Source organism: Ferrovibrio sp. (assembly GCF_035304305.1).
Classification (GTDB): Bacteria; Pseudomonadota; Alphaproteobacteria; order Ferrovibrionales; family Ferrovibrionaceae; genus Ferrovibrio.
The window spans coordinates 1-23,617 of record NZ_DATGQG010000151.1; the positions used below are offsets into that span (position 1 = coordinate 1).

22 protein-coding genes are annotated in these 23,617 nt (G+C 65.0%); 17 read left to right on the forward strand and 5 right to left on the reverse strand.

All coding sequences use genetic code 11. The features are described 5' to 3' along the window. Nucleotides 1-786, forward strand: a 786-nt coding sequence (locus VKZ87_RS16420) for an acetyl-CoA C-acyltransferase (protein WP_324222348.1), incomplete at its 5' end; no start/stop codon positions are given. A 73-nt stretch (nucleotides 787-859) separates the two neighbouring features. Here the strand turns inward: VKZ87_RS16420 and VKZ87_RS16425 are convergent. Then, the gene (locus VKZ87_RS16425; RefSeq protein ID WP_324222349.1) at nucleotides 860-2,788 is read right to left on the reverse strand and encodes a methyl-accepting chemotaxis protein; all 1,929 of its coding nucleotides are present in this window, start codon (nucleotides 2,786-2,788) and stop codon (nucleotides 860-862) included. Between the two features lie 600 nt (nucleotides 2,789-3,388). On the opposite strand from VKZ87_RS16425, the gene VKZ87_RS16430 reads away from it, so the two are divergent. Further along, the gene (locus tag VKZ87_RS16430; protein WP_324222350.1) at nucleotides 3,389-3,892 is read left to right on the forward strand and encodes a hypothetical protein; all 504 of its coding nucleotides are present in this window, start codon (nucleotides 3,389-3,391) and stop codon (nucleotides 3,890-3,892) included. Between the two features lie 41 nt (nucleotides 3,893-3,933). Then, nucleotides 3,934-4,149: a hypothetical protein gene (locus VKZ87_RS16435; RefSeq protein WP_324222351.1), complete on the forward strand. Its 216-nt coding sequence runs from the start codon at nucleotides 3,934-3,936 to the stop codon at nucleotides 4,147-4,149. Here the strand turns inward: VKZ87_RS16435 and VKZ87_RS16440 are convergent. The 4 genes from VKZ87_RS16440 to VKZ87_RS16455 all read right to left on the reverse strand — a co-directional run bounded on the left by VKZ87_RS16440 (nucleotide 4,146) and on the right by VKZ87_RS16455 (nucleotide 9,349). Further along, nucleotides 4,146-5,150, reverse strand: coding sequence for a pentapeptide repeat-containing protein (locus VKZ87_RS16440; protein WP_324222352.1), 1,005 nt, complete (start codon nucleotides 5,148-5,150; stop codon nucleotides 4,146-4,148). The two genes, VKZ87_RS16435 and VKZ87_RS16440, sit on opposite strands and share 4 nt — an antisense overlap. A 95-nt stretch (nucleotides 5,151-5,245) precedes the next feature. Continuing rightward, nucleotides 5,246-5,776 (reverse strand): gamma carbonic anhydrase family protein, encoded by a 531-nt coding sequence (locus VKZ87_RS16445; protein ID WP_324222353.1) that lies wholly within the window; start codon nucleotides 5,774-5,776, stop codon nucleotides 5,246-5,248. Between the two features lie 9 nt (nucleotides 5,777-5,785). Continuing rightward, complete coding sequence (gene argC / locus VKZ87_RS16450; protein ID WP_324222369.1) at nucleotides 5,786-6,829, reverse strand: N-acetyl-gamma-glutamyl-phosphate reductase; 1,044 nt, start codon at nucleotides 6,827-6,829, stop codon at nucleotides 5,786-5,788. A 165-nt stretch (nucleotides 6,830-6,994) separates the two neighbouring features. Then, nucleotides 6,995-9,349: a methyl-accepting chemotaxis protein gene (locus VKZ87_RS16455; RefSeq protein ID WP_324222354.1), complete on the reverse strand. Its 2,355-nt coding sequence runs from the start codon at nucleotides 9,347-9,349 to the stop codon at nucleotides 6,995-6,997. 561 nt (nucleotides 9,350-9,910) lie between these two features. Here VKZ87_RS16455 and VKZ87_RS16460 point away from each other — a divergent pair. The 14 genes from VKZ87_RS16460 to VKZ87_RS16525 all read left to right on the forward strand — a co-directional run. Further along, nucleotides 9,911-10,522 carry an aminodeoxychorismate/anthranilate synthase component II gene (locus VKZ87_RS16460; RefSeq protein ID WP_324222355.1) on the forward strand — a complete coding sequence of 204 codons (612 nt, stop codon included), beginning with the start codon at nucleotides 9,911-9,913 and terminating at the stop codon, nucleotides 10,520-10,522. Next, complete coding sequence (gene trpD, locus VKZ87_RS16465; protein ID WP_324222356.1) at nucleotides 10,519-11,589, forward strand: anthranilate phosphoribosyltransferase; 1,071 nt, start codon at nucleotides 10,519-10,521, stop codon at nucleotides 11,587-11,589. The genes VKZ87_RS16460 and trpD overlap by 4 nt, the downstream gene beginning before the upstream one ends. After that, entirely contained in the window at nucleotides 11,586-12,389 is an 804-nt protein-coding gene (trpC, locus tag VKZ87_RS16470) for an indole-3-glycerol phosphate synthase TrpC (protein WP_324222357.1), read from the forward strand. Before trpD ends, trpC begins: the two co-directional genes overlap by 4 nt. Then, complete coding sequence (gene moaC / locus VKZ87_RS16475) at nucleotides 12,386-12,871, forward strand: cyclic pyranopterin monophosphate synthase MoaC (RefSeq protein WP_324222358.1); 486 nt, start codon at nucleotides 12,386-12,388, stop codon at nucleotides 12,869-12,871. The genes trpC and moaC overlap by 4 nt, the downstream gene beginning before the upstream one ends. A 1-nt stretch (nucleotide 12,872) precedes the next feature. Further along, nucleotides 12,873-14,078: a gephyrin-like molybdotransferase Glp gene (gene glp, locus VKZ87_RS16480; RefSeq protein ID WP_324222359.1), complete on the forward strand. Its 1,206-nt coding sequence runs from the start codon at nucleotides 12,873-12,875 to the stop codon at nucleotides 14,076-14,078. A gap of 3 nt (nucleotides 14,079-14,081) precedes the next feature. After that, entirely contained in the window at nucleotides 14,082-14,960 is an 879-nt protein-coding gene (locus VKZ87_RS16485; protein ID WP_324222360.1) for an MBL fold metallo-hydrolase, read from the forward strand. Next, a complete protein-coding gene (locus VKZ87_RS16490) occupies nucleotides 14,960-15,412 on the forward strand; it encodes a GNAT family N-acetyltransferase (RefSeq protein WP_324222361.1) in 453 nt (150 codons plus the stop codon). Before VKZ87_RS16485 ends, VKZ87_RS16490 begins: the two co-directional genes overlap by 1 nt. A 52-nt stretch (nucleotides 15,413-15,464) precedes the next feature. After that, on the forward strand, nucleotides 15,465-17,189 hold the full coding sequence (locus VKZ87_RS16495; protein WP_324222362.1) for a RimK family protein: 1,725 nt from the start codon (nucleotides 15,465-15,467) through the stop codon (nucleotides 17,187-17,189). Nucleotides 17,190-17,288: 99 nt separating this feature from the next. Further along, entirely contained in the window at nucleotides 17,289-18,287 is a 999-nt protein-coding gene (gene dctP / locus VKZ87_RS16500) for a TRAP transporter substrate-binding protein DctP (protein ID WP_324222363.1), read from the forward strand. 16 nt (nucleotides 18,288-18,303) lie between these two features. Further along, nucleotides 18,304-18,822, forward strand: a complete 519-nt coding sequence (locus VKZ87_RS16505; RefSeq protein ID WP_324222364.1) for a TRAP transporter small permease — start codon at nucleotides 18,304-18,306, stop codon at nucleotides 18,820-18,822. Continuing rightward, nucleotides 18,819-20,129, forward strand: coding sequence for a TRAP transporter large permease (locus VKZ87_RS16510; RefSeq protein ID WP_324222365.1), 1,311 nt, complete (start codon nucleotides 18,819-18,821; stop codon nucleotides 20,127-20,129). The genes VKZ87_RS16505 and VKZ87_RS16510 overlap by 4 nt, the downstream gene beginning before the upstream one ends. Nucleotides 20,130-20,139: 10 nt before the next feature. Next, nucleotides 20,140-21,369 (forward strand): MFS transporter, encoded by a 1,230-nt coding sequence (locus VKZ87_RS16515; protein WP_324222366.1) that lies wholly within the window; start codon nucleotides 20,140-20,142, stop codon nucleotides 21,367-21,369. Further along, the gene (locus VKZ87_RS16520) at nucleotides 21,366-22,892 is read left to right on the forward strand and encodes a class I adenylate-forming enzyme family protein (protein WP_324222367.1); all 1,527 of its coding nucleotides are present in this window, start codon (nucleotides 21,366-21,368) and stop codon (nucleotides 22,890-22,892) included. The genes VKZ87_RS16515 and VKZ87_RS16520 overlap by 4 nt, the downstream gene beginning before the upstream one ends. A 49-nt stretch (nucleotides 22,893-22,941) precedes the next feature. Further along, a partial coding sequence (locus tag VKZ87_RS16525) for a hypothetical protein (RefSeq protein WP_324222368.1) occupies nucleotides 22,942-23,617 on the forward strand: 676 nt, incomplete at its 3' end.

Genomic DNA, 23,617 nt, shown 5'->3' on the forward strand with positions numbered 1-23,617 from the left:
GTGCACGACACCACGATCGGCTGGCGCTTCGTCAACAAGCTGATGAAGCAGAAATACGGCGTCGATTCCATGCCGGAGACGGCCGAGAATGTCGCCGAGCAGTTCCGCATCAGCCGCGCCGATCAGGATGCTTTCGCGCTGCGCAGTCAGCAGCGCGCGCTGAACGCCATCAAGCTCGGCCTGTTCGAATCCGAGATCACGCCCGTCACCATTCCCAGCCGCAAGGGCGACCCCGTCGTCGTGGACCGCGACGAACATCCGCGCGAGACCTCCATCGAGGCACTCTCGCGCCTGCCGACCCCGTTCCGCCAGGGCGGCACGGTAACGGCGGGCAACGCGTCCGGCGTCAATGACGGCGCCGCCGCGCTGCTGCTCGCCTCCGAACAGGCGGCGAAACAGCATGGCTTGACACCGCGCGCCCGGATCATTGCCACCGCGGTCGCCGGCGTACCGCCGCGCATCATGGGCATCGGCCCGGTTCCCGCGACGGAGAAGGTGCTGGCCAAGGCCGGCCTGTCGATCCGGGACATGGACGTGATCGAGCTCAATGAGGCTTTCGCGGCCCAGGCGCTGGCCTGCCTGCGGGAGCTGAAGATCCCCGATGATGCCACCTACGTGAACCCGAATGGCGGCGCCATCGCCCTGGGCCATCCGCTGGGCATGAGCGGCGCGCGACTGCTGACCACCGCGCTCAACCAGCTTGAGCGCACCGGCGGCCGCTACGGGCTGTGCACCATGTGCATCGGCGTCGGCCAGGGCATCGCCATGGTGATCGAGCGCGTCTGACGGAACGGTCTTCGCAGACAACAAACGCCGCTGCGGCTTCGGCCGGAGCGGCGTTTTCTTTTGTGCCGAGAGCTCAGGTCTTGTAGCCGATGCGAAAACCGCCCCAGTGGCGGCCGCGGATTGTGATCGGGGCCGACATATCCTTCATCAGAATGAAGACGCCGCCACCCATGTCGCGCCGGTAGCATTGCAGCAGATAGGGGTTGGTGTTGCGGCCACAGGCCAGTCCGACGGGGTCGTTGAACATGCGGCGGTTGCGGGAATTGGCCGCATTCCAGACCGGGTCCTTGCCCTGCGGCTGGCAGTATTTGAGGTTGTGCGTCGGCAGGAAGCCATTGCGGTCGACTGCGGCACAGAAGGCGACGCCCGGAATCGATTCCAGCAGCGGTTCCTGGATCTTCGGCAGGAAGGAATCCGTGAATTTCACGAAGCGGGTCATGAACTGCTGCGGATTGGTGCCCTGGATCGGCACGTAATTCTCGTCGAAGAAGTCCTCCAGGCTCATCTCGCCGCGGTCGATCGCGGCTTCGAAGGCAGCACTGATCTGCGCCGCCGCCTCCTGCGCGGCCAGCAGGAAGGGCCGGTCTGCCGGGGTAGTGATGAAGGCGATCTGGTTGGCGAGGTTGCCGACCTGCGCATCGATATCCTGGATTGCCTTGCCGGTGCGCTGCACGACGGAGAGATAACCGCGGGTCGCCGCATTCATCTCCGATATGGCCTGGCTGACCATGCTGACCCGGCCGGTCTGATCGGTGCTGGCCTGGCCGATCTCGCCCAGCTGCTGACCCATGGAGTCGATCGCCTCGACGATGCGGCTGAGCACCGTGCCGGTCTCGCTCACCAGGGTGACGCCGGATTTCACCTTGTCGTTCGACTGCTTGATGATCGCACCGATATCCTTCGAGGCGTTGGCTGAACGCTGCGCCAGGGCACGCACTTCCTGTGCCACCACGGCAAAGCCCTTGCCTGCCTCTCCAGCGCGTGCCGCCTCAACCGAGGCGTTCAGTGCCAGCAGGTTGGTCTGGAAAGCGATTTCGTTGATCAGCGAGGTAATCTCGGAAATGCGCTGCGACATCGCCGCCATTTCGTTCATCGCCTCGATCGAGCGGTTGACCACGTTGACGCCGTTCTCGGCCGCCGCGCGGGCTTCCTCGGCGCGCTGGTTGGCCCGCTTGGCCGCGGCTTCGTTAGCCTGGGCGGCCTCGCTCAGGCTCGCGGCATCGGCGGCCGTGCGGTCCAGATTCTCCGATTGCGCTTGGGCGCTGTCCGCCAGTCCCTTAGCCTCGCGGGTCAGTTCCACCGTCGCGCCCGAAATCGTGTTGGCGGCCTCGACGATGGTGCCCATGACATTGCCGAGCCGCTCGATCGCCTGCTCGGCCGCATCGCGTATGACGGCAAAGTCGCCGCCGTAATCGGTATGCATGCCGGCCGAGAGATCACCTTCGGCCATGCGCGCGAACAGCGCCTTGAGCTCGCCGACCACGGCATCCAGCGTTTCCGCCATCTGGTTGAAGCGCTCGGTGAGATTGTGGCCGGCCTCCTCGGCGCTGCCGGTGACGCGCTGGTGCAGCACGCCGCTGCCGATCGCGCCACAGAGTCGCGCCATCTCGTCCAGCACCGCGCTGTCGGCGCTGCGCACCCGGTTCAGTTCGGCTTCCAGTTCGGCGATGCGCGCTTCCAGCGCCTGCTGCCGGTCCTGCTGCGCCCGCCACTGGCCGTTCAGCTGCTGCAGGGCCTGCTGCAGGCGGCCCGGCAGGCGGACCCCGGCATCCTGCGCCGGCCAGCGTCCCAGCAGATCGGCCAGCGCATTGCCGCCGCTCGCCAGCGACAGGATCAGCACGCCGCCGAGAACCAGCAGCAGCAGCGCCGCGGCCAGAATCAGGTTGACGGGCGCGCCGGCCGCCTGGCTGGCAGTCCAGATCCATCCCAGCGCAGAAATCGCAAGGAACGCGATGGCGAGCCCGACGCGCAGACCTACCGGCAGATCAGCAAGAATCCGCATAATGCCTCCCCAGACGGATCGGGACGTTGCCCGTTTTCTTATTGCGGCTCAGGACTGCCGGGACTTCTTCCGCACCAGCAACCTGTCCGTGTTCCTGATCTTAAGCCCAATGATTCTAAAATGGGCTAACAAGAACGCTTATCGCACCAGCCGGGTCTTAAGACTTTAGTCGAAAGACCCTGGATTTTTCGAATTGCGGTTGTATTCCAGCGCCATCATCCGGCCATCCACACGGAATAGGATACGGGCAGGTGGGGCGCCCCGTGCAAGGCCCTGCAGGATCCGCGACATGATGCGGGAGCGCGTCGGATCGAGATGATGACAGCCATGCCCACCGGATCAACGGCCTCGCCTTGATCTTGAGATGAACGGCCCAGCCGCCGGCCGCCGCGGCAGCGGCACGCTGAACGGCAGCACGCGACCACAAACGCCATCGCGTGCAGGCGACTGGAGCAACTGCGGCCATTATTTCGACGAACGCATGCCGCGGCGTCCTTCGTCATCATAGACACGAAGAAGTATGGCGGGGTGCTCGGCGGCTCACGGCTTGAAGCGACCAGTTCGCCGCGGTTAAGCTCCTGATACGGAGCAGATGACGGAATGGCGATCACACGGGACAAACCGCGATTCATCAAGGCGCCGCAGAGTCTGCGGGAGCGCGCGGTGAATTTCGACACAGGGCTGGATCTTGAACTCAGCGACGAGGTCCGTGCCCGCATCGAGGGGGTCATCGCAGCCTCCTCCGATGCCTTCGCGTCCGAAGTGCTCGAGAAGCTGCGCGAGATGCGGCAGCAGGTGAAACAGGCCGAAGGCGACGAACTATCGCGCATCTTCATCATGTCGAAGATTTCCGAGCTGGCCTTCGACATCAAGGGCATGGGCGGCACCTTCGGCTACCCCCTGCTCACCCATCTGGCCAAGTCGCTGAAGGATTTTATCGCCAGGCTTGGCCTGCCCGACCTGGTCCAGCTCGAGGTAATCAGCATTCATATCGACGCGATGTATGTGGTGCTCGCCAACGGCATCCATAACCAGGGTGGCAAGACGGAGCAGCGCATGATGGAAGCGCTGCAGGCCGCTGTCGAGAAGGTCCAGCGCGCCTGAGCGGTTACACTTCGCTAACGAATGGCCGGCATTCTGGCCCGATGCAATCCGATGCCGATATCTGGCGAGCCGCCCGCGATCTGATCGCCGAACAGGGCGCTCGTCGCGCCGAGGCTTACGCCTATCGCCAGATGAACGAGATGACGACCGGCGGCAACTTCGCCGGCAGCCTGATCTGGCGCCGCATCCATCGCGCCATCAGGGGACTGAACGGCAGCGCCGCAAAGTCGGCGCCTTCCGCCGGTTCGCGGCGCTAGGCTCCTCCCGGACGGTCAGGTTTTCCCGTCGGCCGGTCCGCCGGCAGTCCGCGCAGCCCTTCCGTCAGCGCGCCGCGCAAATCCACATCGGTCAGATTCGCATACATCAGGTTGCATTCGCGCAGATCGGCGCAGACCAGCCTGGCGCCATGCAGGTTGGCATTCGACAGGTTGGCCCGGCGCAGATCGGCACCGTTGAGATTGGCCTGCGCCAGATGCATGCGCGACAGGTACCAGCCCGCCATCACCGCGCGGCGGCCACTATGGCCGTCGGAATCCACCCAGGCCTGGTGATCGCGCAGAACCTGTTCCAGCACCTCGGGCGCCACTTCCTGCGGCAGTTTCGCCCCCGTACCCTGCAGCTGCTTCATTATCTCCGCGGGAAAATCAGCCAGCGCGAAGCGGGCGTCGCGCAGCTTGGCATTCTTGAACTGGACATTGCTGAGCGTCGAATAGGAAAAATCGGCCCCCTCCAGATCGGCATTGTCGAGAATGCAGCCGTCCAGGATCGCGCCGACGAAGGATGCGCCCAGCAGCTTGGCCTGGCTGAGATTGGTATTGTGCAGCGTGGAATCGCTCAGGGACACCACGCCGCCCTTGCCATGGGGCGGCACCGGCGCCTCAGTCAGAGGACGCATGTCGGCATTCTCGAACCGAGTACCCCGCAGGATGGCGCGCGACAGGTCGGCGCCGCGCAGGTTGGCCCAGACGAAGCGTGCATTGCTCAGGTCGGCGCCGCTGAAATCGCAGCCGGTCAGCACGGCCTGGCTGAAATCGCTGTTGCGCAGATCGGCGCAGTAGAAGCGGCAGCTGCGGAAAACCGCGCGCTGCAGATTCATGCCGACCAGCTTGATGCCGGTGAGATCGGCGCCGACAAGGGTGAGCTGCTTGCCACGGGTGAGCTTGCCGAGCCGCCCCGACAGGAATTCCCCATGCGCCCTGATCTGCTCGTAGAGATCCTCGGGCCATGGTGCATGGACGGCACCAGTCGTCATGGTCATCCACCCTCAAGGCCGACCAGAAAAGGCGCGGCCGCTCCCTACCGATGTGGAATGCTAGTGGGCGGTTTTCAAGAATACGTTAACGCCCGGCCTCTCTAGTAGCCGGCCGCAAGCTGGGCCCGGTAGGCTGCGCCAAGGCGGGCATAATGCGCCGCGGCGTCATGGATATTCCGGAGTTCGTCCGCGTCCAGACGACGCATCAGCCGGGCCGGCCGGCCACCCCAGAGTTCGCCGCGACCGACCCGCTTGCCCGGCGTCAGCATGGCACCGGCAGCCAGCATGCCCTCGCTCTCGATCACGCATCCGTCCATGACGATCGCCTGCATGCCGACGAAGCAATTATCCTCCAGCGTGCAGCCATGGATCAGCGCGAGATGGCCGATGGTCACGCCCGAGCCGATCACGGTGCCGAACTTCGCCCGCGTGACATGGACGACGCAGCCATCCTGGATGTTGGTTCGTTCGCCGACGCGGATCGCGTTCACGTCGCCGCGCAGCACGCAGCCGAACCAGATCGAGGAGCCGGCGCCGATCTCGGTATCGCCGATCACGGTGGCATTCGGCGCGATGAAGACATCCGGTGCGATCACCGGATGCTTGTCGCCAAAAGGCAGGATGAAACTCATGAGACCTGATTACGGGAACAGCGCGATCTGTTCCAGCCCCATGGTCTCCGGCAGGCCGTACATCACGTTGAAATTCTGCACCGCCTGGCCGCTCGCTCCCTTCATCAGGTTGTCGATGGCGCTGAACAGCATGGCACGGCCCTTCACGCGATCGGCGAAGACGCCGATATGCGTCATGTTGGTGCCGCGGACATGCCGCGTCTGCGGCGCCACGCCCTGCGGCAGCACCTGTATGAAGGGCTCGTTGGCGTAGCGTTGCAGCAGCGTGGCGCGCAGGTCGTCAGCTGAAACGCCCGGCCGCGTCTTCACGTAGATGCTGGACAGCATGCCGCGGTTCATCGGCATCAGATGCGGCGTGAAGTTCACCACGATCGGCCGGCCGACCGCCTCCGACAGCATCTGCTCGATCTCCGGGCCATGCCGGTGCGACGCGATACCATAGGCATGGGTGCCTTCGGAGGCCTCGCAATAGAGCGAACCTTCCTTCAGCGCGCGGCCGGCACCCGAAACGCCCGACTTGGCGTCGATCACGATATCATCGGGGTCGATCTGGTCGGCCTGCAGCAGCGGGATCAGCGGCAGTTCGGCCGAAGTCGGGTAGCAGCCTGGATTGGCCACCAGGCGCGCCGCAGCCACGTCCTTGCGATACAACTCGGTCAGGCCGTAGACGGCCTCCTGCTGCAGCTTCGGCGCCCGATGCTCGTGGCCATACCATTTGGCGTATTCGGCGATGTCGCGCAGCCGGAAGTCGGCCGAGAGATCGACGATCTTCAGATGCTGGGGCAGGCCGGCGATCACCTCCTGCGTCGTGCCATGCGGCAGGGCGCAGAACACGGCATCCACGCCGCTCCAGTCGACCTCCTTGATGGTGACCAGTTTGGGCAGGTTGATACCGGTGAATTGCGGAAAGACCGTATCGATACCCTCGCCGGCTTTGCGGTCGGCGGTCAGGGCCACGATGCGGACGCGCGGATGGCGCAGAAGCACGCGGAGCAGCTCGGCTCCGGTGTATCCGCTGGCACCCAAAATCGCGACCCTGATGGCATCGGCCATGGCCATACCGCCCTCCTGTAAAATGTGTGTGGATGGGTATAACGCCCCCGCCCGGGGGGTCAAATGCTAAATTGTCACGGTTGTACTGGCGGTTGGCCACGGTCAATGGAAAACCACGTTATGGCCGGGCGTGAAGCCCGGCCATAACGCTGATACCAGTTCGCCTCAGACCCGGAACTGCCCGACCAGTTCGGCCAGTTCCTGGGCCTGACGGGCCATCGCCTGGGCCGAGGCGGTGGTTTCCTCCACCAGGGCACCGTTGCGTTGGGTCATCTCGTCCATATTGGCGACAGCGGTATTGACCTCCTCCAGTCCGACCGCCTGTTCGCGGCTGGCCGACGAAATCTCACCGACGATATCGGCCACCTTCTTCACAGCGGTGACGATCTCCGACAGCGTCTCGCCGGTCAGGTTCACCAGCCGTGCACCCTCGCGCACCTCGCCGGTGCTGGCCTGGATAAGCGTCTTGATCTCCTTTGAAGCATCGGCTGAACGCTGCGCCAGTGCCCGCACTTCCTGCGCCACCACGGCAAAGCCCTTGCCGGCCTCGCCGGCCCGGGCGGCCTCCACGGAAGCGTTCAGCGCCAGCAGGTTGGTCTGGAAGGCAATCTCGTCGATCAGGCCGACGATATCGCTGATCTTCTGCGCACTGTCCTCGATGCGGCTGACGGCGGAGACGGCGTCGCGCACCACGCTGCCGCCCTTCTCGGCGGTATCGCGCGCTGTCATCGCCAGCTGGTTGGCCGCTTCGGCGTTGTCCGCATTCTGCTTCACCGTGGCGGTGATTTCATGCATCGAAGCCGCGGTTTCCTCCAGGCTTGCAGCCTGCTGCTCGGTGCGGCCGGCAAGATCGTTGCTGCCAGCGGAAATCTCGGCCGCTGCATCGCGCACGGTTGCGGCAGCCGCCGTGACTTTGCCGATGGTCTCGGCCAGCTGCTCGGCGGTCTGGTTGGCATCCTGCTTCAGGCGATCGAACACCCCGGCATATTCGGCATTGATGCGATGGGTGAAATCGCCCCTTGCCATGGCCTCCAGCGCGTTGCCGAGGCTGCGGAACACGTCTTCCACCGTGCCGAGCAACGCGTTGACCCGCTCGCCAAGCCGCGCGGTCATGCCTTCCAGCTGTTGCGTATCGATGCGGGCCGAAAGATCGCCGCCGGCCGCCGCGCCGACCACCTCGCCTACGGCACGATCCAGCAGCGCCTCGCGCGCCAGCCGGGCTTCCTCGGCGCTCTGCCGGTTGGTTTCGACGTCGCGCTGCAGCTGCTCATTCTCGATGCCGTTTTCCTTGAACACCTGAACGGCGCGCGCCATGTCGCCGATCTCGTCATTGCGCTCGCGATCCGGAACCTCCGTCTCCCATTCGCGATTTGCCAGTCTTGCCATGGCGCCGGTCAGCTGCGTGAGCGGATCAGCTACGCGGCGGCCGATATAGAGCCAGCCGACCAGAGCCGCGGCGATCATGCTGCCGATGGCAACCGCCGCCAGGATCGTCTTGCTGCCCGTGCTGGTCAGCTTGGCGTCGGCGGCCGCACCGGTGACGCCCTGATGGGCGGCATTCACCACCTGTGCGGTCGCAGCCGCCAGCCGTCCGGCGGCCTCACGGCTTGCCTGCAGCTGGCGGCGGGCCTGGTCGATGGCCGACAGCTCCTGCTCGCGCAGGCTGATCACGCCGATGCCCGGGCTGCCGAAATCCAGCACCGCCACGGCCGCCTTCTGGACGTCCTTGTTGGGGAGGATTTTCTCGAGGCTGGTCAGGCCGCGTTCCACCTTGCTGGCCGACAGCTCGTAACGCCGGCTCAGTTTCTCGAGCTCAGCCATGTCGCCGGCCTGCGCGCCCACCGCGAGCAGGCCAACCGTGTTGTTGACCTCGGAAATCAGATTGGTCAGGCCCTGCAGGGCCAGCAGCTCGGTATTGGCGAGCTTGCTCAGGGCCTGCTCGATCTGCACCAGTTCACCTGCTGACGTGGCCGAGGTCATGTTCGAGGTAAGCTCGAACACCGCATCGTCAACCATTGGTGTGGCAAGCTGCAGGAATGTCGCGTGGACGGTGGCGAGCTTGGTCGTTTCGTCGATGCGGAACTGCGAGGTGCGGACCCGTGCGTCCACCACCTGCCGCAACTGCGCAATGCTGCTCAGCAGCGCCGCGGTCTCCTGCTCGATCAGTTCCACCTCGGGGCCGCTCATGGTGGCCTTGATCGTGTCGAGAACCGCCTGGATTTCCTCTTCCTTCACCTTGATCCCGGCGGTCAGGTCCTGGATGTCCTTTTCCGTGCTCGCAGTCACCAGATCGGGCGCCACGCCGGCAAGGCCGGCGACCTGCTCGGAAAGGCGGAGTGCGGCGATGACGGTGGGAACGCCTTCATCGGCGACATGGGTGAGAGCGTTGTCGACCCGGGTCAGGGCAAACCATCCGGCTGCGGCGGATATCAGGGCGAAGGAGCCGATCGCTCCGACTGCGATGAACAGGCGCTGCCGGATGCCCGTCCGCTTTGCGCCGCTGGCCTCATTCTGTGCCATACCGAACCCCCACTCCTCGTTTCCTCAATTCGATTGTTCTGCATTTTATGGAGTCGCAGCAATACAATGATTCTGCGGGGAAATCCGGTTAATAACTGGATAGCAGGCGAGCGGAAAATATCCGCTTTTAATCCTTTCGTTCTCTTTCTGTTTGACACTCCGCCCGCCCTGATTTAATCTTGGCTAAAGCATACACAATCAGGGCCTTCGGGATGTCTGCGCCTAAGCGACCCAATCCGCGTCGACCAGTCGACCGGCGCCGAGTCGCCCGACTCTGGGGCCGGCACCGATTTCAGCCTCATGGCGAGGCTGGTCGGCGTGGACGAGGCTCGCTTCTGGCGGCACGCAGCCCCCCCCCCCGCTTCCGCCGCGCTTTTGCCGATCTCGCCCTTGCCGAGCGTTACTCGGGGAGTTGGTTAACTTAAGCAGGGATAAGCAACAGATAAGACTCGAATAAGCTCGGATTGTTCGCGGCGGTGTCGTGGATTTGCGGTCCGGACCTCGTCCGGCCTGTCGCCGCCTCGTGAGGATATGCTAGTCTGCCCTGCAAGGTAGGCTAACATGCTCGTTCTCATCGATAATTATGACAGTTTCACGTGGAACCTGGTGCATTACTTCGGCCAGCTGGGGCAGCCGGTCCGGGTCTTCCGCAATGACGAGACCACGCCCGAGGCCATCCTGGCCCTCGGCCCCGCGGGGGTGATCCTCTCCCCCGGCCCCTGCGACCCCGACCGCGCCGGCATCTGCCTCGCCATGATCGCCAGGGCTGCCGAGACCAGGACGCCGCTGATGGGCGTCTGCCTCGGCCATCAGGCCATCGGCCAGGCTTTCGGCGGCAAGGTGGTGCGCGCGCCGCAGCCGCTGCATGGCAAGCTCAGCCGCATTCGCCATAACGGCGAGAGCCTGTTCGTCGGCCTGCCGCAGGATTTCCTGGCCACCCGCTATCATTCGCTCACCATCGATCCGGCCAGCGTGCCGAACTCGCTCACCGTCACCGCCCGCGCGGAGGACGGCGTGATCATGGGCGTTGCCCATCGCGAGCTGCCGATCCATGGCGTGCAGTTCCATCCGGAAAGCATCGCCTCCGAGCATGGGCTTGCGATGCTGGCGAATTTCGTGCGCTATTGCGGCCTTCCGGTAGCTGAAAACGCGGGGCAAGAACGGGCGGCATGAGCGCGGATGTAACGGAATTCAAGCGCCTGCTGGCGCTGGTCGCCGACGGTGCGCGGCTGAGTGTTGAAGATGCCCGCACGGCCTTCGACGTGATGATGTCGGGCAACGCCACGCCGGCGCAGATGGGTGGCTTCCTTATGGCGCTCCGGGTCCGGGGCGAGACCGTCGACGAGATCACCGGCGGCGCGATGACGCTGCGGGCCAAGGTACACGGCGTCACCGCGCCGCCCAATGCCATCGACATCGTCGGCACCGGCGGCGACGTAAAGGGCACCTGGAATGTCTCCACCTGCTCGGCCTTCGTGCTGGCGGGCTGCGGCGTGCCGGTCGCCAAGCATGGCAACCGCGCGGTCTCCTCCAAGACGGGCGCTGCCGACGTGCTCACCGCGCTGGGCGTCAACATCGACTGCGATTTCCGGCTGATCGAGAAGGCCATCGCCGAGGCCGGCGTCGGCTTCCTGATGGCGCCTCGACATCACAGCGCCATGCGCCATGTCGGCCCAACCCGGGTGGAGCTTGGCACGCGGACGATTTTCAACCTGCTCGGCCCCTTGAGCAATCCCGCCGGCGTGAAGCGTCAGCTGCTCGGCGTTTTCGACCGGCGATGGGTGCAGCCGCTGGCCGAAGTGATGGGCAAGCTCGGCAGCGAGAAGGTCTGGGTCGTGCACGGTTCCGACGGGCTGGACGAGATCACCACGACCGGACCGACCTATGTCTCGGAAACCGCCGGCGGCAAGCTGCGGCATTTCGAGATCACGCCCGAAGAGGCCGGCCTGCCCCGCGCGAAGCTGGAGGACCTCAAGGGCGACGAACCGACCGCTAATGCCGTTGCCCTCCGCGCCGTGCTGAGCGGTGCCCCTGGCGCCTTCCGCGATATCGTGCTGCTGAACACTGCCGCCTGCCTGGTGATCGCCGACCGGGCGCCGGACCTGCGGGCCGGCGCGCAGATGGCGGCAGAGGCCATCGACAGCGGCAAGGCGCGCGCCGCCCTGGCGCGCCTGATCGAAATTACCCATGAACCGCCGCCGCCCGATCCGGAAGCGGAGCAGAAGTCTGAGAAGAAATGAGTGACGTCCTCGCCCGCATCTGTGCCGACAAGCGCGACCATATCGCCCGCCGGAAGGCGAGTCTTCCCGTGGCCGCGCTGGAGCAGCAGGCCGGCGCCACGCCGCAGCCGCGCGGCTTCATCCGCGCCCTTAAGGCGGCGGCCGATGCCGGACGCTACGGCCTGATCGCCGAGATCAAGAAGGCGTCGCCCTCGAAGGGCCTGATCCGGGCCGATTTCGATCCGGCGGCGCTGGCGCGCGCCTATCTGAAGGGCGGTGCCACCTGCCTGTCCGTGCTGACCGACGAGCCCTATTTCCAGGGCAAGGACGAGTATCTGCAGCAGGTGCGCGCCACCGTGGACCTGCCGATCATCCGCAAGGATTTCATGCTCGATCCCTATCAGGTGATCGAGGCCCGCGCGCTGGGCGCCGACTGCATCCTGCTGATCATGGCGGCGCTGAGCGATGCGGAAGCCGCCGAGCTGGAGGCCGCCGCCGGCGAATACGGCCTCGACGTGCTGGTGGAAGTGCATGACGCCGAGGAAATGGATCGCGCGCTGAAGCTGAAGTCGCCGCTGATCGGCATCAACAACCGGAACCTGAAAACGCTTTCCGTCGATCTCGCCACGACCGAGGCGCTGGCAGCCCGCGTTCCCGCCGGCCGCATGCTGGTGGCGGAATCCGGTCTGAACACCAAGGCCGATCTCGACCGGATGGCGAAATGCGGCGCACGCTGTTTCCTGGTGGGCGAGAGCCTGATGCGGCAGCCCGATGTGGAGGCCGCCACCCGCCTGCTGCTCACGGGCAGGGAAGCGGCATGAGTGACAAGCCGGCCCTCACGCATCTGAATGCCGCCGGCGAAGCCCATATGGTGGATGTTTCCGGGAAGGCCGAAACTGTGCGCGTTGCCAGTGCCGGCGCGCGCGTGCGCATGCAGAAGGAAACGCTGCAGCTGATCCTGTCGGGCCAGGCCATGAAGGGCGACGTGCTGGGGACCGCGCGCATTGCCGGCATCATGGCGGCTAAGCGCACCCACGAGCTGATCCCGCTCTGCCACCCGCTGGCGCTGAGCCAGGTGACCGTGGACCTGACGCCGAACGAGGCCGACAGCGCCATCGACATCGTCGCGACCTGTCGCCTGACCGGAAAGACCGGCGTCGAGATGGAAGCGCTGACCGCGGCCAGCGTCGCGGCCCTCACCGTCTACGATATGGCGAAGGCGGTGGATCGCGGCATGCAGATCACCGATGTCAGGCTGCTGCACAAGTCGGGCGGCAAGTCCGGCACCTACGACGCTGCCTGACATGCTGTCGGTTGCCGAGGCACGCGAACGGATCGTCAGGGCATTGCCGCTCATGCCGGCCGAAAGCGTGGCCGTCACGGCGGCGGCCGGCCGCGTATTGGCCGAGGACGTCACCTCCCGCCGCACCCAGCCGCCCTTCGATGTCAGCGCCATGGATGGCTGGGCCTGCCGGCAGGCCGATCTCGCTACCCTTCCCTCCTTCCTGAAGCCGATTGGCGAGGCGGCGGCCGGCGGCCGGCATGAGGGTGTGGTCGGCCCGGGCGAATGCGTGCGCATCTTCACCGGCGCACCGCTGCCCGAAGGCGCCGATGCCATCGTGATCCAGGAAGATGCCGACCTACAGGGCGACGGTCGCCTGAAGGTGCGTGAGGCGCCGAAGCCCGGCCAGTGGATCCGCCGCGCCGGCCTCGATTTCGCTGCGGGAGAAGTGCTGCTCGCAGCCGGACGCCTGCTCGGCCCATCCGATGTTGCGCTGGCAGCGGCCATGAACGTGCCCTGGCTGGCGGTACGGCGGAAACCGCGTATTGCCGTGCTGGCGACCGGTGACGAGCTGGTCCGCCCGGGCGAGCCGATCGGCCCCAACCAGATCGTCAGCTCCAACAATATCGGCCTCGCGGCGCTGATCGAGGCGCATGGCGGCACGGCTGTCGATCTCGGCATCGCGCGGGACACCGAAGCCGATCTGCGCGGCAAGGCAGCCGCCGCGACCGGCTGCGATCTGCTGCTGACACTTGGCGGCGCCAGCGTCGGCGAGCATGACCTCATTCATAAAATCCTCGGTGGCGGCGGTGCGGGCATCGACTTCTGGCGCATCGCCATGCGGCCGGGCAAACCGCTGATGTTCGGCCGCGCCACGCTGGAGAGCGGATCGATCCCCCTGCTCGGTCTGCCCGGCAATCCGGTTTCGGCCCTGGTCTGCGGCCACAATTTCCTGATTCCCGCCCTGCGCGCCATGCTGGGGCTGGACTGGCAACCACAACTTGAGACGGCTGTCTCGGGCAGCGATCTGGCCGAGAACGACCGACGCGAGGACTATCTCCGCGCCACGCTGCGGCAGGACGAGGGCCGGTTGGTCGCGACCGCCTTCGACAGGCAGGACAGCTCCATGCTGCGACTGCTCAGCGACGCCGATTGCCTGATCATCCGCCCGCCGCTGGCTCCGGCACTGAAAGCGGGTGATGCTGTGCAGATCCTGCGGCTGCGTTAAGACATGCGCGTCACCCTGCTGGGTACCGGCTGCCCCCAGGTCTCGACCGAGCGCTATGGCCCGTCCAGCCTGCTGCGCTGGGGTGAACGCCACTTCCTGGTCGATTGCGGCTCGGGGGCAACCCAGCGCCTGCTCGGCGCCGGCAGCGCCGGCAAGCTGATCGACGCCGTGCTGCTGACGCATCTGCATTCCGACCACATCATGGACCTGTTCCAACTGATCATCTCCAGCTGGCACCAGGGCCGCGACCGGCCGCAGCGCATCTACGGCCCGGTCGGCACGCGACGCTACATCGACGGGCTGATGGCGCTCTGGAAGCCTGAGCTGGATCAGCGCATCGCCCATGAGAAGCGACCTTCGACCTCGGCGCTGGAACTCGAGGTGACCGAGATCGAGGCCGGCATGATCATCCGCGACGGGGACCTGACCGTCACTGCCGTGCCGGTGCGCCATCAGCCGGTCAAATCCGCCTTCGGCTTCATCTTCAGCGATGGCCGGCACAAGGTCGCCTTCAGCGGCGATACGGCCTTCTGCCCGGAGCTGATCGAGGCCGCCCGGGGCGCGGATGCTCTGGTGCATGAATGCTTCATCCATCGCGAGATGCTGCTGCTGCCCGGCGTGCGAACGCCGGAGACCCTGGCGAACGTGGCGGCCTATCACACGCTGTCGACCGAGGTCGGCAAGGTGGCGGCCCAGTCGGGCGCGCGCTGCCTGATCCTGAACCATTTCGTTCCGGTGATCTTCGACCGGGCCGCCCTGCTGGCCGATATCCGCGCCGATTTCGGCGGTCCGGTGCTGGTCGGCGAGGACCTGATGCAGTTCGACTGCAGCATCCGGACCGTCATCCATGGCACCGCTGCCATCGCCTTGCCCATGGCCTGATGTCCGCCCAGACCATCATTCGCAAGGCCGAGCCCGGCGATCTCGATGCGCTGGTTGCCCTGGAAAACCGCTGCTTCGACGGCGACCGCATGTCGCGGCGCAGCTATGCCGCAGCCCTGCGGAACCCCCGCGCCTCGCTTCTGGTTGCCATGGCAGGGATGCGGCTGGTCGGATCCGCCGTCGTGCTGCGGCGCAGCGACAGTCCCGCGGCACGCCTCTATTCCGTTGCCGTCGATCCCACCCTGCGTGGTCGTGGCCTCGGCGCCAGGCTGCTGGCGGAAGCCGAGCAGGCCGCCCGGAACAGCGGCGCCGCATCACTGCGTCTGGAAGTGAAGGATCGGAACCGGACGGCCCTCGCCCTGTATGGCAAAAGCGGCTATGGAATCATCGGCCGCATCGCGCAATACTATGCCGATGGTTCGGACGCCCTGCGACTCGAGAAGCCGCTGTAGCCGGGCCTGAGCCGAGCCATTTCACACACCGGGAGTCCTGCGTCCCGCCGTCATGCATATCATCATCGTCGAACGCAAGACTCACTTCCGCTACCGCAATCCGGGCTGTCTGGTCCTGAACAACCGGGAGTTCATCACGCGGCCTGATCTCGTCCAGGACAAGCGCGCGAAGATCATCAACCTGAGCAAGGATTATTCCTATCTCGGGTATGGGTATTACTGCTCGCTGCTCGCGGAGGCGCGCAGCCAGAAAGTAATCCCCTCGGTCAAGACGATCCTCGAACTGCGCGAGCGCAGCATCTACAGCCATGCCCTGCCGGAGCTTGACGAGCTGCTGCGTCAGCAGGTCAAGAAGCTGGTCATGCTGCCGACTGCGCCGTTCACCATGCACGTCTTTTTCGGCCGCACCGACGACCTGCGCTTCCCCGACCTGGCGCGGCGCGTCTTCGACGAATTCCGCGCTCCGATGCTGAAGCTCAGCATCTCGCCCGAGGACGGCTGGCATATCGCCTCGATCCGGCCGATGTCGCTGAGCGACCTCAAGCCGGAGCAGGAGGAATTCTTCGAGCACGCGCTGGAATCCTACACCCGATCCAGCTGGCGCACGCCGAAGGCCAAGCCGGCCGCCAAGTACAGCCTTGCCATCCTGCATAACCCGGCCGAGGCGCTGCCGCCGTCCGACCGCCGCACCCTGCAGAAGTTCATCCGCATCGGCGAGCAGATGGGCGTCGAGGTCGAGCTGATCGAGAAAAAGCATTATTCCGAGCTCGCCGAGTACGACGCGCTGTTCATCCGCGAGACCACGGCGCTGGACCACCACACCTACCGTTTCGCCAAGAAGGCGGAGAACGAAGGCATGGCGGTGATCGACGACCCGACCTCGATCCTGCGCTGCACGAACAAGGTATACCTCGCCGAACTGCTCAAGGCGAACAAGATCCCGACGCCCAAGACCGTGGTGCTCGACAACCGCGGCATCGAGGCGATCGAGCAGGAGATTCCCTATCCGATCATCCTGAAAATCCCCGACGGATCCTTTTCGCGCGGCATCGTGAAAGTGGAGAACCGGCAGCAGCTCGCCGATGCCGCTGCCCGCCTCCTGCGCGAATCCGACGTCATCCTGGCGCAGGAATATCTCTATACCGATTTCGACTGGCGCATCGGCATCCTGCGCGGCCAGCCGATCTATGCCTGCCAGTATTTCATGTCGCGCGGCCACTGGCAGGTGGTGAAGCATGGCGATGGTGGGCGGTTCACCGAAGGTGGCTTCCGCACGCTGCCGATCGAGGAAGCGCCGTCTGACGTGGTCAGCCTGGCGCTCAAGGCGGCCAACCTGATCGGCAACGGACTCTACGGCGTCGACCTGAAGCAGACCGACAAGGGCGTCGTCGTCATCGAGGTCAACGACAATCCGTCCATCAACCAAGGCGAGGAAGACGGCATCCTGAAGGACGAACTCTATCGTCGCATCATCCAGGAATTCATCCGCCGCCTGGAAGAGCGGCCCGGTACTCCCGATGCCACGCCGGCGGCCAGCATCGTCCCGCCGGCCGCCGCGTCCGTCACATCCGGCGCAGCGGCCACGCCACCGTCTCCGGCGCAGATCGCAGCACAGGTCGCCGCGAAGGTGTCTGCGGAGATCGCCGCCAAGATCGCGGCTGAAGTCTCGAGCCAGGTCGCTCAGGCCATGCTCGGCGCCACCCGACCACAGCTCGTCTCGCAGAGCGAATCGCCCCCTTCTGTGCCACCGCTGAGCCTGCCCTTCACACAGAAGTAAACTATCCTCGCAGGGAAGCTCCGCACCCAGAGTTGTTCTTGTTCCCCGTTATCCAATCAACTAGTATGGCCCTCAACGACATAAGGAGGAGGAAACATCATGCAGAATAGTATTCGCACCGGTCTCGCGGCACTCGTTGCTGTCGGGCTGGCCGGCGCGGCCCAAGCGGCCGACATCAGCCTCAAGGCCTCGCACCAGTTTCCCGGCGGCAAGGGTGACGTCCGTGACGAAATGGTGCAGATGATCGCCCGCGAGGCGAAGGCCGCGAATGTCGGTCTCGACATCAAGGTCTATCCCGGCGCCAGCCTGGTGAAGGCGACCGAACAGTGGAACGCGATGATCAAGGGGCAGATCGACATCACGTCCTTCCCGCTTGACTACGCCTCGGGCCAGCATCCGCAGTTCGGCGCCACCCTGATGCCCGGCCTGGTCAAGAATCACGATCATGCCAAGCGCATCAACACCTCGCCGTTCATGCAGGACATCAAGAAGATCATCAACGATGCCGGCGTGATTGTGCTGGCCGATGCCTGGCTGGCCGGTGCCTTCGGCTCTAAGGACAAGTGCATCCTGGAACCGGATGACGCCAAAGGCCTGAAGGTGCGTTCGGCCGGCGCGACGTTCGCGGAGATGTGGGCCGGTGCCGGCGCCTCGATCGTCTCGATCCCTTCCAACGAAGTCTACAACGCACTGCAGACCGGCGTGGCCGACGCAACCGATACCTCGTCGGGCAGCTTCGTCTCCTTCCGTCTGTATGAGCAGATCAAGTGCCTGACCGCGCCGGGCGACAACGCCCTGTGGTTCATGTACGAACCGGTGCTGATGTCCAAGCGCAGCTTCGACAAGCTGAACGACGCCCAGAAGAAGGCGATCATGGATGCAGCCAAGAAGGCCGAAGACTTCTTCGCGGCCGAATCCAAGAAGCTGGACGAACAGCTGGTTGCCGCCTTTACCAAGGCGGGCGTCAAGGTCGTCACCATGACCGAAGAGCAGGCCAACAAGTGGCGTGAAGTCGCCAACAAGAGCTCCTACCGCACCTTTGCCGACAAGGTTCCGGGCGGCAAGGAGATCATCGTGAAGGCTCTGCAGGTCCGCTGAGGAACCTGAAGCAGTCATGGAGCGTTTTGCAGCCCTGATCCGGTTGCTGTCGCGGATCAGCGGGGTGTTCGCCACCCTGCTGATCATCCTCAGCATCATTGTCGTCTGTCAGATGATCTTCCAGCGCGTCGTGCTGGGCCAGTCGACCATCTGGCAGACCGAGTTCGTTACCTTCGCGCTGATCGCCGCCACCTTTGTTGGCGCACCGTATGTGCTGCTGACACGGGGGCACGTCAACGTCGACCTCGTTCCGCTGATGCTGGGCCACCGTGCCCGGATCGTGGCTGCACTCCTGGCTTCAACACTTGCTCTGATCTTCTGCGCTATCGTTCTCTACCAGTCCGTCTTCTGGTGGCACGAGGCCTTCGTCACCGACCGCCTGACCAGCTCGATGTGGCGGGCGCGCGTCTGGATACCGTATCTCTCCATTCCGGTCGGGATGGGGCTGATCTCACTGCAATACGTTGTCGATATCTGGGCATTGCTCACAGGACGTGACATGCCGTTCGGCCTCAAGCCGGAGGAAGGCCTGTGAGCGAATTACAACTGGGCCTGCTGATCTGCGTTGTCACTATCGCAGTCCTTGCCACCGGCATTCCCATCGCTTTCGGTCTGGGCATTGTTGCCCTGATCTTCCTTGTCGCGATCGAGGGCTGGAGCAGCCTTGATTTCCTCTCGGAAACCCTGTTTGCCGGGCTCGAGGATTTCACCCTCGTTTCGATCCCGATGTTCATCATCATGGGCGCCGCGGTGGCCTCCTCGCGGGCTGGCGGCGACCTTTACGAAGCCCTGAACCGCTGGCTCAACCGAGTGCCCGGCTCGCTGGTAATCTCTAATCTGGGCGCCTGCGCGCTGTTCGCCGCCCTCACCGGCTCTTCGCCGGCCACCTGCGCCGCGATCGGCAAGATGGGTATTCCCGAGATGCGCAAGCGCGGCTATTCCGCTGAACTTGCAACCGGCGCCATAGCTGCCGGCGGCACGCTGGGCATCCTGATTCCGCCCAGCGTGACGATGATTCTCTACGGCATTGCGTCCGAAACCTCGATCGGTAAGCTGTTCCTTGCCGGCGTGTTCCCCGGTCTGCTGCTGACCGGCCTGTTCATGGCCTGGGCTCTGTTCATCAGCTGGAAAACCGGCGAACGCCCCTCGGATTTCGCCCAGCGCTATTCGCTGAAGGAGAAGATCGAGCTTCTGCCCAGGATCGTGCCATTCCTGGTGGTCATCGCCGGCGTGGTTTACGCCCTCTATGGCGGCATTGCGACCCCGTCGGAGGCTGCGGGTGTCGGCGCCCTCCTCTGCATCGTCATGGTCATCGTGATCTACCAGGTGTGGCGGCCAAAGGATCTCTGGGTGATCCTGCGTGACGGCATGCGCGAGTCCGGCATGATCCTCATGATCATCGCCACATCGATCCTGTTCGGCTACATGATGGCCAATCTGTATGTCACCCAGTCGATTGCGGAATGGATCGCCGCGCTGGAGATCAATCGCTGGGTGCTGATGCTGCTCATCAACATCCTGCTGCTGGTTGCCGGCTGCTTCCTGCCGCCGGCGGCGATCATCCTGATGACAACCCCGATCCTGGCACCGATCATCGCCAATGCCGGCTTTGACCCGGTCTGGTTCGGCGTCATTCTCACCATCAACATGGAACTCGGGCTGATCACACCGCCCGTCGGTCTCAACCTGTTCGTCATCAACGGCATTGCCCCGGATGTCAGGCTGCCCGCCATTCTCAGGGGAGCGGTGCCGTTCATGGGCTGTATGGTGCTGGCGATTGTCCTGATCAGTATCTTTCCGGGGATTGCCACCTGGCTGCCGGAAGTCCTGATGGGGCAGTAACGGAGTTCATATGCCCGTCGCCTGGCGCATTCTCGTCTGCGCCTGCCTTACCTATGTGATCAGCCAGTTCTACCGCTCGGCCAACGCGGTGATCGGGCCGGACCTGATGACCGAGCTTCGGCTCACGCCCGACGATCTCGGCATCCTGACCGGCGCGTTCTTTCTCACCTTTTCCGTGAGCCAGCTGCCGGTCGGGATCGCACTGGACCGCTGGGGGCCGCGCCGCACGATCCTGACCACGCTGGCGGTGGCACTGGTCGGCGCGCTGGCATTCGCCAACGGCCGCAACCTGTTCGAGTTGAGCGTTGCCCGCGTCATCCTGGGCTTCGGCTGCGCGGCCCTGCTGATCGGCCCGCTCGTGCTGTTCTCGCGCTGGTTTCCCGCCGACCGCTTCGCCCAGATCTCCGGCATCCTGATCGCAGTGGGGAATCTCGGCGTCATTGCCTCGACCGCGCCGCTGGCCTGGTTCTCCGCAACCTTCGGCTGGCGGGCGGCCTTCTACGTCACGGCGACGATCACCGTGCTGCTGATCGTGATGTCCTTCTTCGTGATCCGCGACCATCCCGATCCGCAGAAGGCAAAATCCGGGGCGGGCGAAAGCCTGGCCGATGCGCTGCGCGGCGTCGGCACCGTGATCCGGCATCCGGCCTTCCCGTATCTCTTCGTGATCATCTTCACCGCCTACGCGACCTTCATCACTATTCTCGGTCTCTGGGGCGGACCGTTCCTACATGACGTGCATGGGCTGGATTCCGCGGCCCGCGGCAACGTCATGATCTTCATGGCGGTGGGCGCCGCGGCCGGCTACTTCATCTGGGGGCCGCTGGACCGGGTGTTCAACACGCGCAAATGGCTTCTGGCAGCCGGCGTGGGCGGACAGGTCGTCTGCCTCGCCGTCATCGTCGCCATTCCCGGCCTCAGCCTCCTGAACATCACCATACTGTTCACGCTGCTGGGCATCCTGAACGGCTGCTCGGTGATGATCTTCGCCCATGCCCGCTCGGTCTTCCCGCCGGAGCTGGTCGGCCGCAGCATGACCACGCTGAATATCGGCACCATGGGCGGCGCAGCCTTCCAGCAGATCGTCACCGGCTATCTGATGACCTGGCAGACCCCGCCCGGCAGCAGTCCCGACGAAACTGCCTACCGCATCATGTTTGGCCTGCAGGCCGTCTGGCTTCTGGCAGCCCTGCTGTTCTATCTTCGCACCCCGGACGCCAAACCGAACCAGAGCGCATGACCGACCCCGTTCCTCCCCGTTTCAACATTGCCCGCTACTGCCTCGCCGGGAATGCCCGCCTGCGGCCAGACAAGACCGCGATGATCCTGGTCGGTGCGGAGAGCGAATTTCGCATGACCTTCGGCGAAGTCGACCTCGCCGTGCGCCGTCTGGCGGCCGGCCTGCAGAGCCTAGGCCTGCCGCCCGGCAGCCGGATCATGATCCGCATGGCGAACGATGCTGACTATGCGCTGACCTATTTCGCCACCATGGCGGCCGGCTATGTCGCGCTGCCCTCCAGCGCCCAGCTGACGGCCGCCGAAGCCGCCTTCCTGCTGGAAAATTCCGGCGCGGCCGCCGTGGCCGCCTCGGCAGAGCTGGCTCGCGACCTGGTGCCGCCGCCGGGCGTTCAGCTGATCGATCCGACGATGCTGCAGCGGCTGAAGCTGTTCGAGCCGCTGGCCGACTACGCCGATACCGCTGCCGACGATCCGGCCTACCTCGTCTACACTTCTGGCACCACCGGTAAACCGAAGGGCGTGCTGCATGCCCACCGCGCCGCCTGGGGCCGCCGCCCGATGCATCAGGGCTGGCTTGGCCTGCAGGAGAGCGACGTGGTGCTGCATGCCGGTGCCTTCAACTGGACCTACACTTTGGGCGTCGGGCTGGTCGATCCCTGGGCGGTGGGCGCGACGACGGTGCTCTACAACGGCCCGCGCGACGTGCAGGTCTGGCCCAAGCTGCTGGAGAAGTACCGCGCCACGATGTTTGCCGCCGTGCCGACACTGTATCGCCAGATCCTCAAATACTGCGACTTCTCGGCCTATGATCTCTCGGCCTTTCGCCATGGCGCCACCGCCGGCGAAGCGCTGCCGGCCGCCCTGCTGGCCGAATGGCAGGAGCGTACGGGCAAGCCGCTTTACGAGGCGCTTGGCATGTCAGAGATCTCGACCTACATCTCCACCGGTCCCGGCATGACGATCAAGCCGGGCAGCCCGGGCAAGCCGCAGCCCGGCCGCAGGGTCGCCATCCTGCCGGTCGACAGCGACAGCGTCGAGCCGCTGCCGCCCGGAGAAATCGGCCTGCTCGCGGTGCACCGCTCTGATCCGTCGCTGATGCTCGGCTACTGGAAACGGCCCGACGAGGAGGCCCTCGTCTATCGCGGCGAATGGTTCTACGGCGGCGACCTCGCCAGCATCGATGCCGACGGCTATGTCTGGCATCACGGGCGCAACGACGACATCATGAATGCGATGGGATATCGCGTCTCGCCGGTCGAGGTCGAGGCGGCGATTGCCCAGCATCCGGCCGTGGCGGAAGTCGCTGTGACCGAGTTGCGGGTCCGCGCTGACGTTTCGGTCGTGGCGGCCTTCATTGTCCTCCGCGAGGGCAAGAGCGTCTCCCGCGAGGAGCTGGCCCGCTTCGCGGAAGAGCGCCTGGCTGCCTACAAGGCGCCGCGGGAATGGCGTTTCGTAACGGCCCTGCCGCGCACGGCCAACGGCAAGGTGCAGCGCAAGAAGCTGGCGGAACTGCCCGCCGGCTGACTGGCATCCGGCTTGCAAAACCTCACACGGATAATCGTGTGAGGTTCCTATGAGCATTGCCACTGCAGCCAACGCGAAAGCCCTGTTCGGCGAGATGATGACGCCGCAGCAGAAGATCGCAGCGAATACGCCGACCACGGCAATTGCCGCGAGTTTTGCCGGCTTTCTTGTGGAAACCCTGCCGGCAAAGCCGGTGGGCGGTGCTTCCTCCACCCTGGCGCCGAGCCCCGAGCAGCTGGGAAAAACCCTCCTCTCCGATGCCTATGACACCTCCACCGGCAGCGTCCGGGTGGACAGAATTGCCGCCGCCACCGAGCGCCGCTCGGCAGAATTTGCCCAGCTGCTCCGGCGGACTCTGTCGGACAACGGCATCGACCCGAGCCTGCCCGTCGAGCTCAGCATCGGCGCCGATGGGCGGGTGATCGTCGACAACGGGCATCCTTTCGCGGCCGAGATTGCCAAGCTGTTCGAAGACAAGCCTGCCCTCGCCCAGACTTACCGGAACCTTGCGGCGCAGAACGATCATCTCGCCATGCTGCAGGCGGGTGCGGCCTACGTCAGGGACTGGCAGGCCGCAGACAGCGAGGGCGAGCGTCAGGCAGCCTGGCAGCGTTCCAGCGCCCTGATGGAACGGCTATCCAGCCTGTTCAGCGGCCGGATGACCTTCGGTGCGGGCGGCGCGATCGTCGAGAGCCAGCAGATCCTGCGCCGGATGGGTGTCGCCT

Coding starts and splice junctions, on each gene's coding strand:
- VKZ87_RS16425 (WP_324222349.1), bottom strand. CDS start 2,788: ATGCGGATTCTTGCTGATCTGCCGGTAGGTCTGCGCGTCGGGCTCGCC.
- VKZ87_RS16430 (WP_324222350.1), top strand. CDS start 3,389: ATGGCGATCACACGGGACAAACCGCGATTCATCAAGGCGCCGCAGAGT.
- VKZ87_RS16435 (WP_324222351.1), top strand. CDS start 3,934: ATGCAATCCGATGCCGATATCTGGCGAGCCGCCCGCGATCTGATCGCC.
- VKZ87_RS16440 (WP_324222352.1), bottom strand. CDS start 5,150: ATGACCATGACGACTGGTGCCGTCCATGCACCATGGCCCGAGGATCTC.
- VKZ87_RS16445 (WP_324222353.1), bottom strand. CDS start 5,776: ATGAGTTTCATCCTGCCTTTTGGCGACAAGCATCCGGTGATCGCACCG.
- argC (WP_324222369.1), bottom strand. CDS start 6,829: ATGGCCGATGCCATCAGGGTCGCGATTTTGGGTGCCAGCGGATACACC.
- VKZ87_RS16455 (WP_324222354.1), bottom strand. CDS start 9,349: ATGGCACAGAATGAGGCCAGCGGCGCAAAGCGGACGGGCATCCGGCAG.
- VKZ87_RS16460 (WP_324222355.1), top strand. CDS start 9,911: ATGCTCGTTCTCATCGATAATTATGACAGTTTCACGTGGAACCTGGTG.
- trpD (WP_324222356.1), top strand. CDS start 10,519: ATGAGCGCGGATGTAACGGAATTCAAGCGCCTGCTGGCGCTGGTCGCC.
- trpC (WP_324222357.1), top strand. CDS start 11,586: ATGAGTGACGTCCTCGCCCGCATCTGTGCCGACAAGCGCGACCATATC.
- moaC (WP_324222358.1), top strand. CDS start 12,386: ATGAGTGACAAGCCGGCCCTCACGCATCTGAATGCCGCCGGCGAAGCC.
- glp (WP_324222359.1), top strand. CDS start 12,873: ATGCTGTCGGTTGCCGAGGCACGCGAACGGATCGTCAGGGCATTGCCG.
- VKZ87_RS16485 (WP_324222360.1), top strand. CDS start 14,082: ATGCGCGTCACCCTGCTGGGTACCGGCTGCCCCCAGGTCTCGACCGAG.
- VKZ87_RS16490 (WP_324222361.1), top strand. CDS start 14,960: ATGTCCGCCCAGACCATCATTCGCAAGGCCGAGCCCGGCGATCTCGAT.
- VKZ87_RS16495 (WP_324222362.1), top strand. CDS start 15,465: ATGCATATCATCATCGTCGAACGCAAGACTCACTTCCGCTACCGCAAT.
- dctP (WP_324222363.1), top strand. CDS start 17,289: ATGCAGAATAGTATTCGCACCGGTCTCGCGGCACTCGTTGCTGTCGGG.
- VKZ87_RS16505 (WP_324222364.1), top strand. CDS start 18,304: ATGGAGCGTTTTGCAGCCCTGATCCGGTTGCTGTCGCGGATCAGCGGG.
- VKZ87_RS16515 (WP_324222366.1), top strand. CDS start 20,140: ATGCCCGTCGCCTGGCGCATTCTCGTCTGCGCCTGCCTTACCTATGTG.
- VKZ87_RS16520 (WP_324222367.1), top strand. CDS start 21,366: ATGACCGACCCCGTTCCTCCCCGTTTCAACATTGCCCGCTACTGCCTC.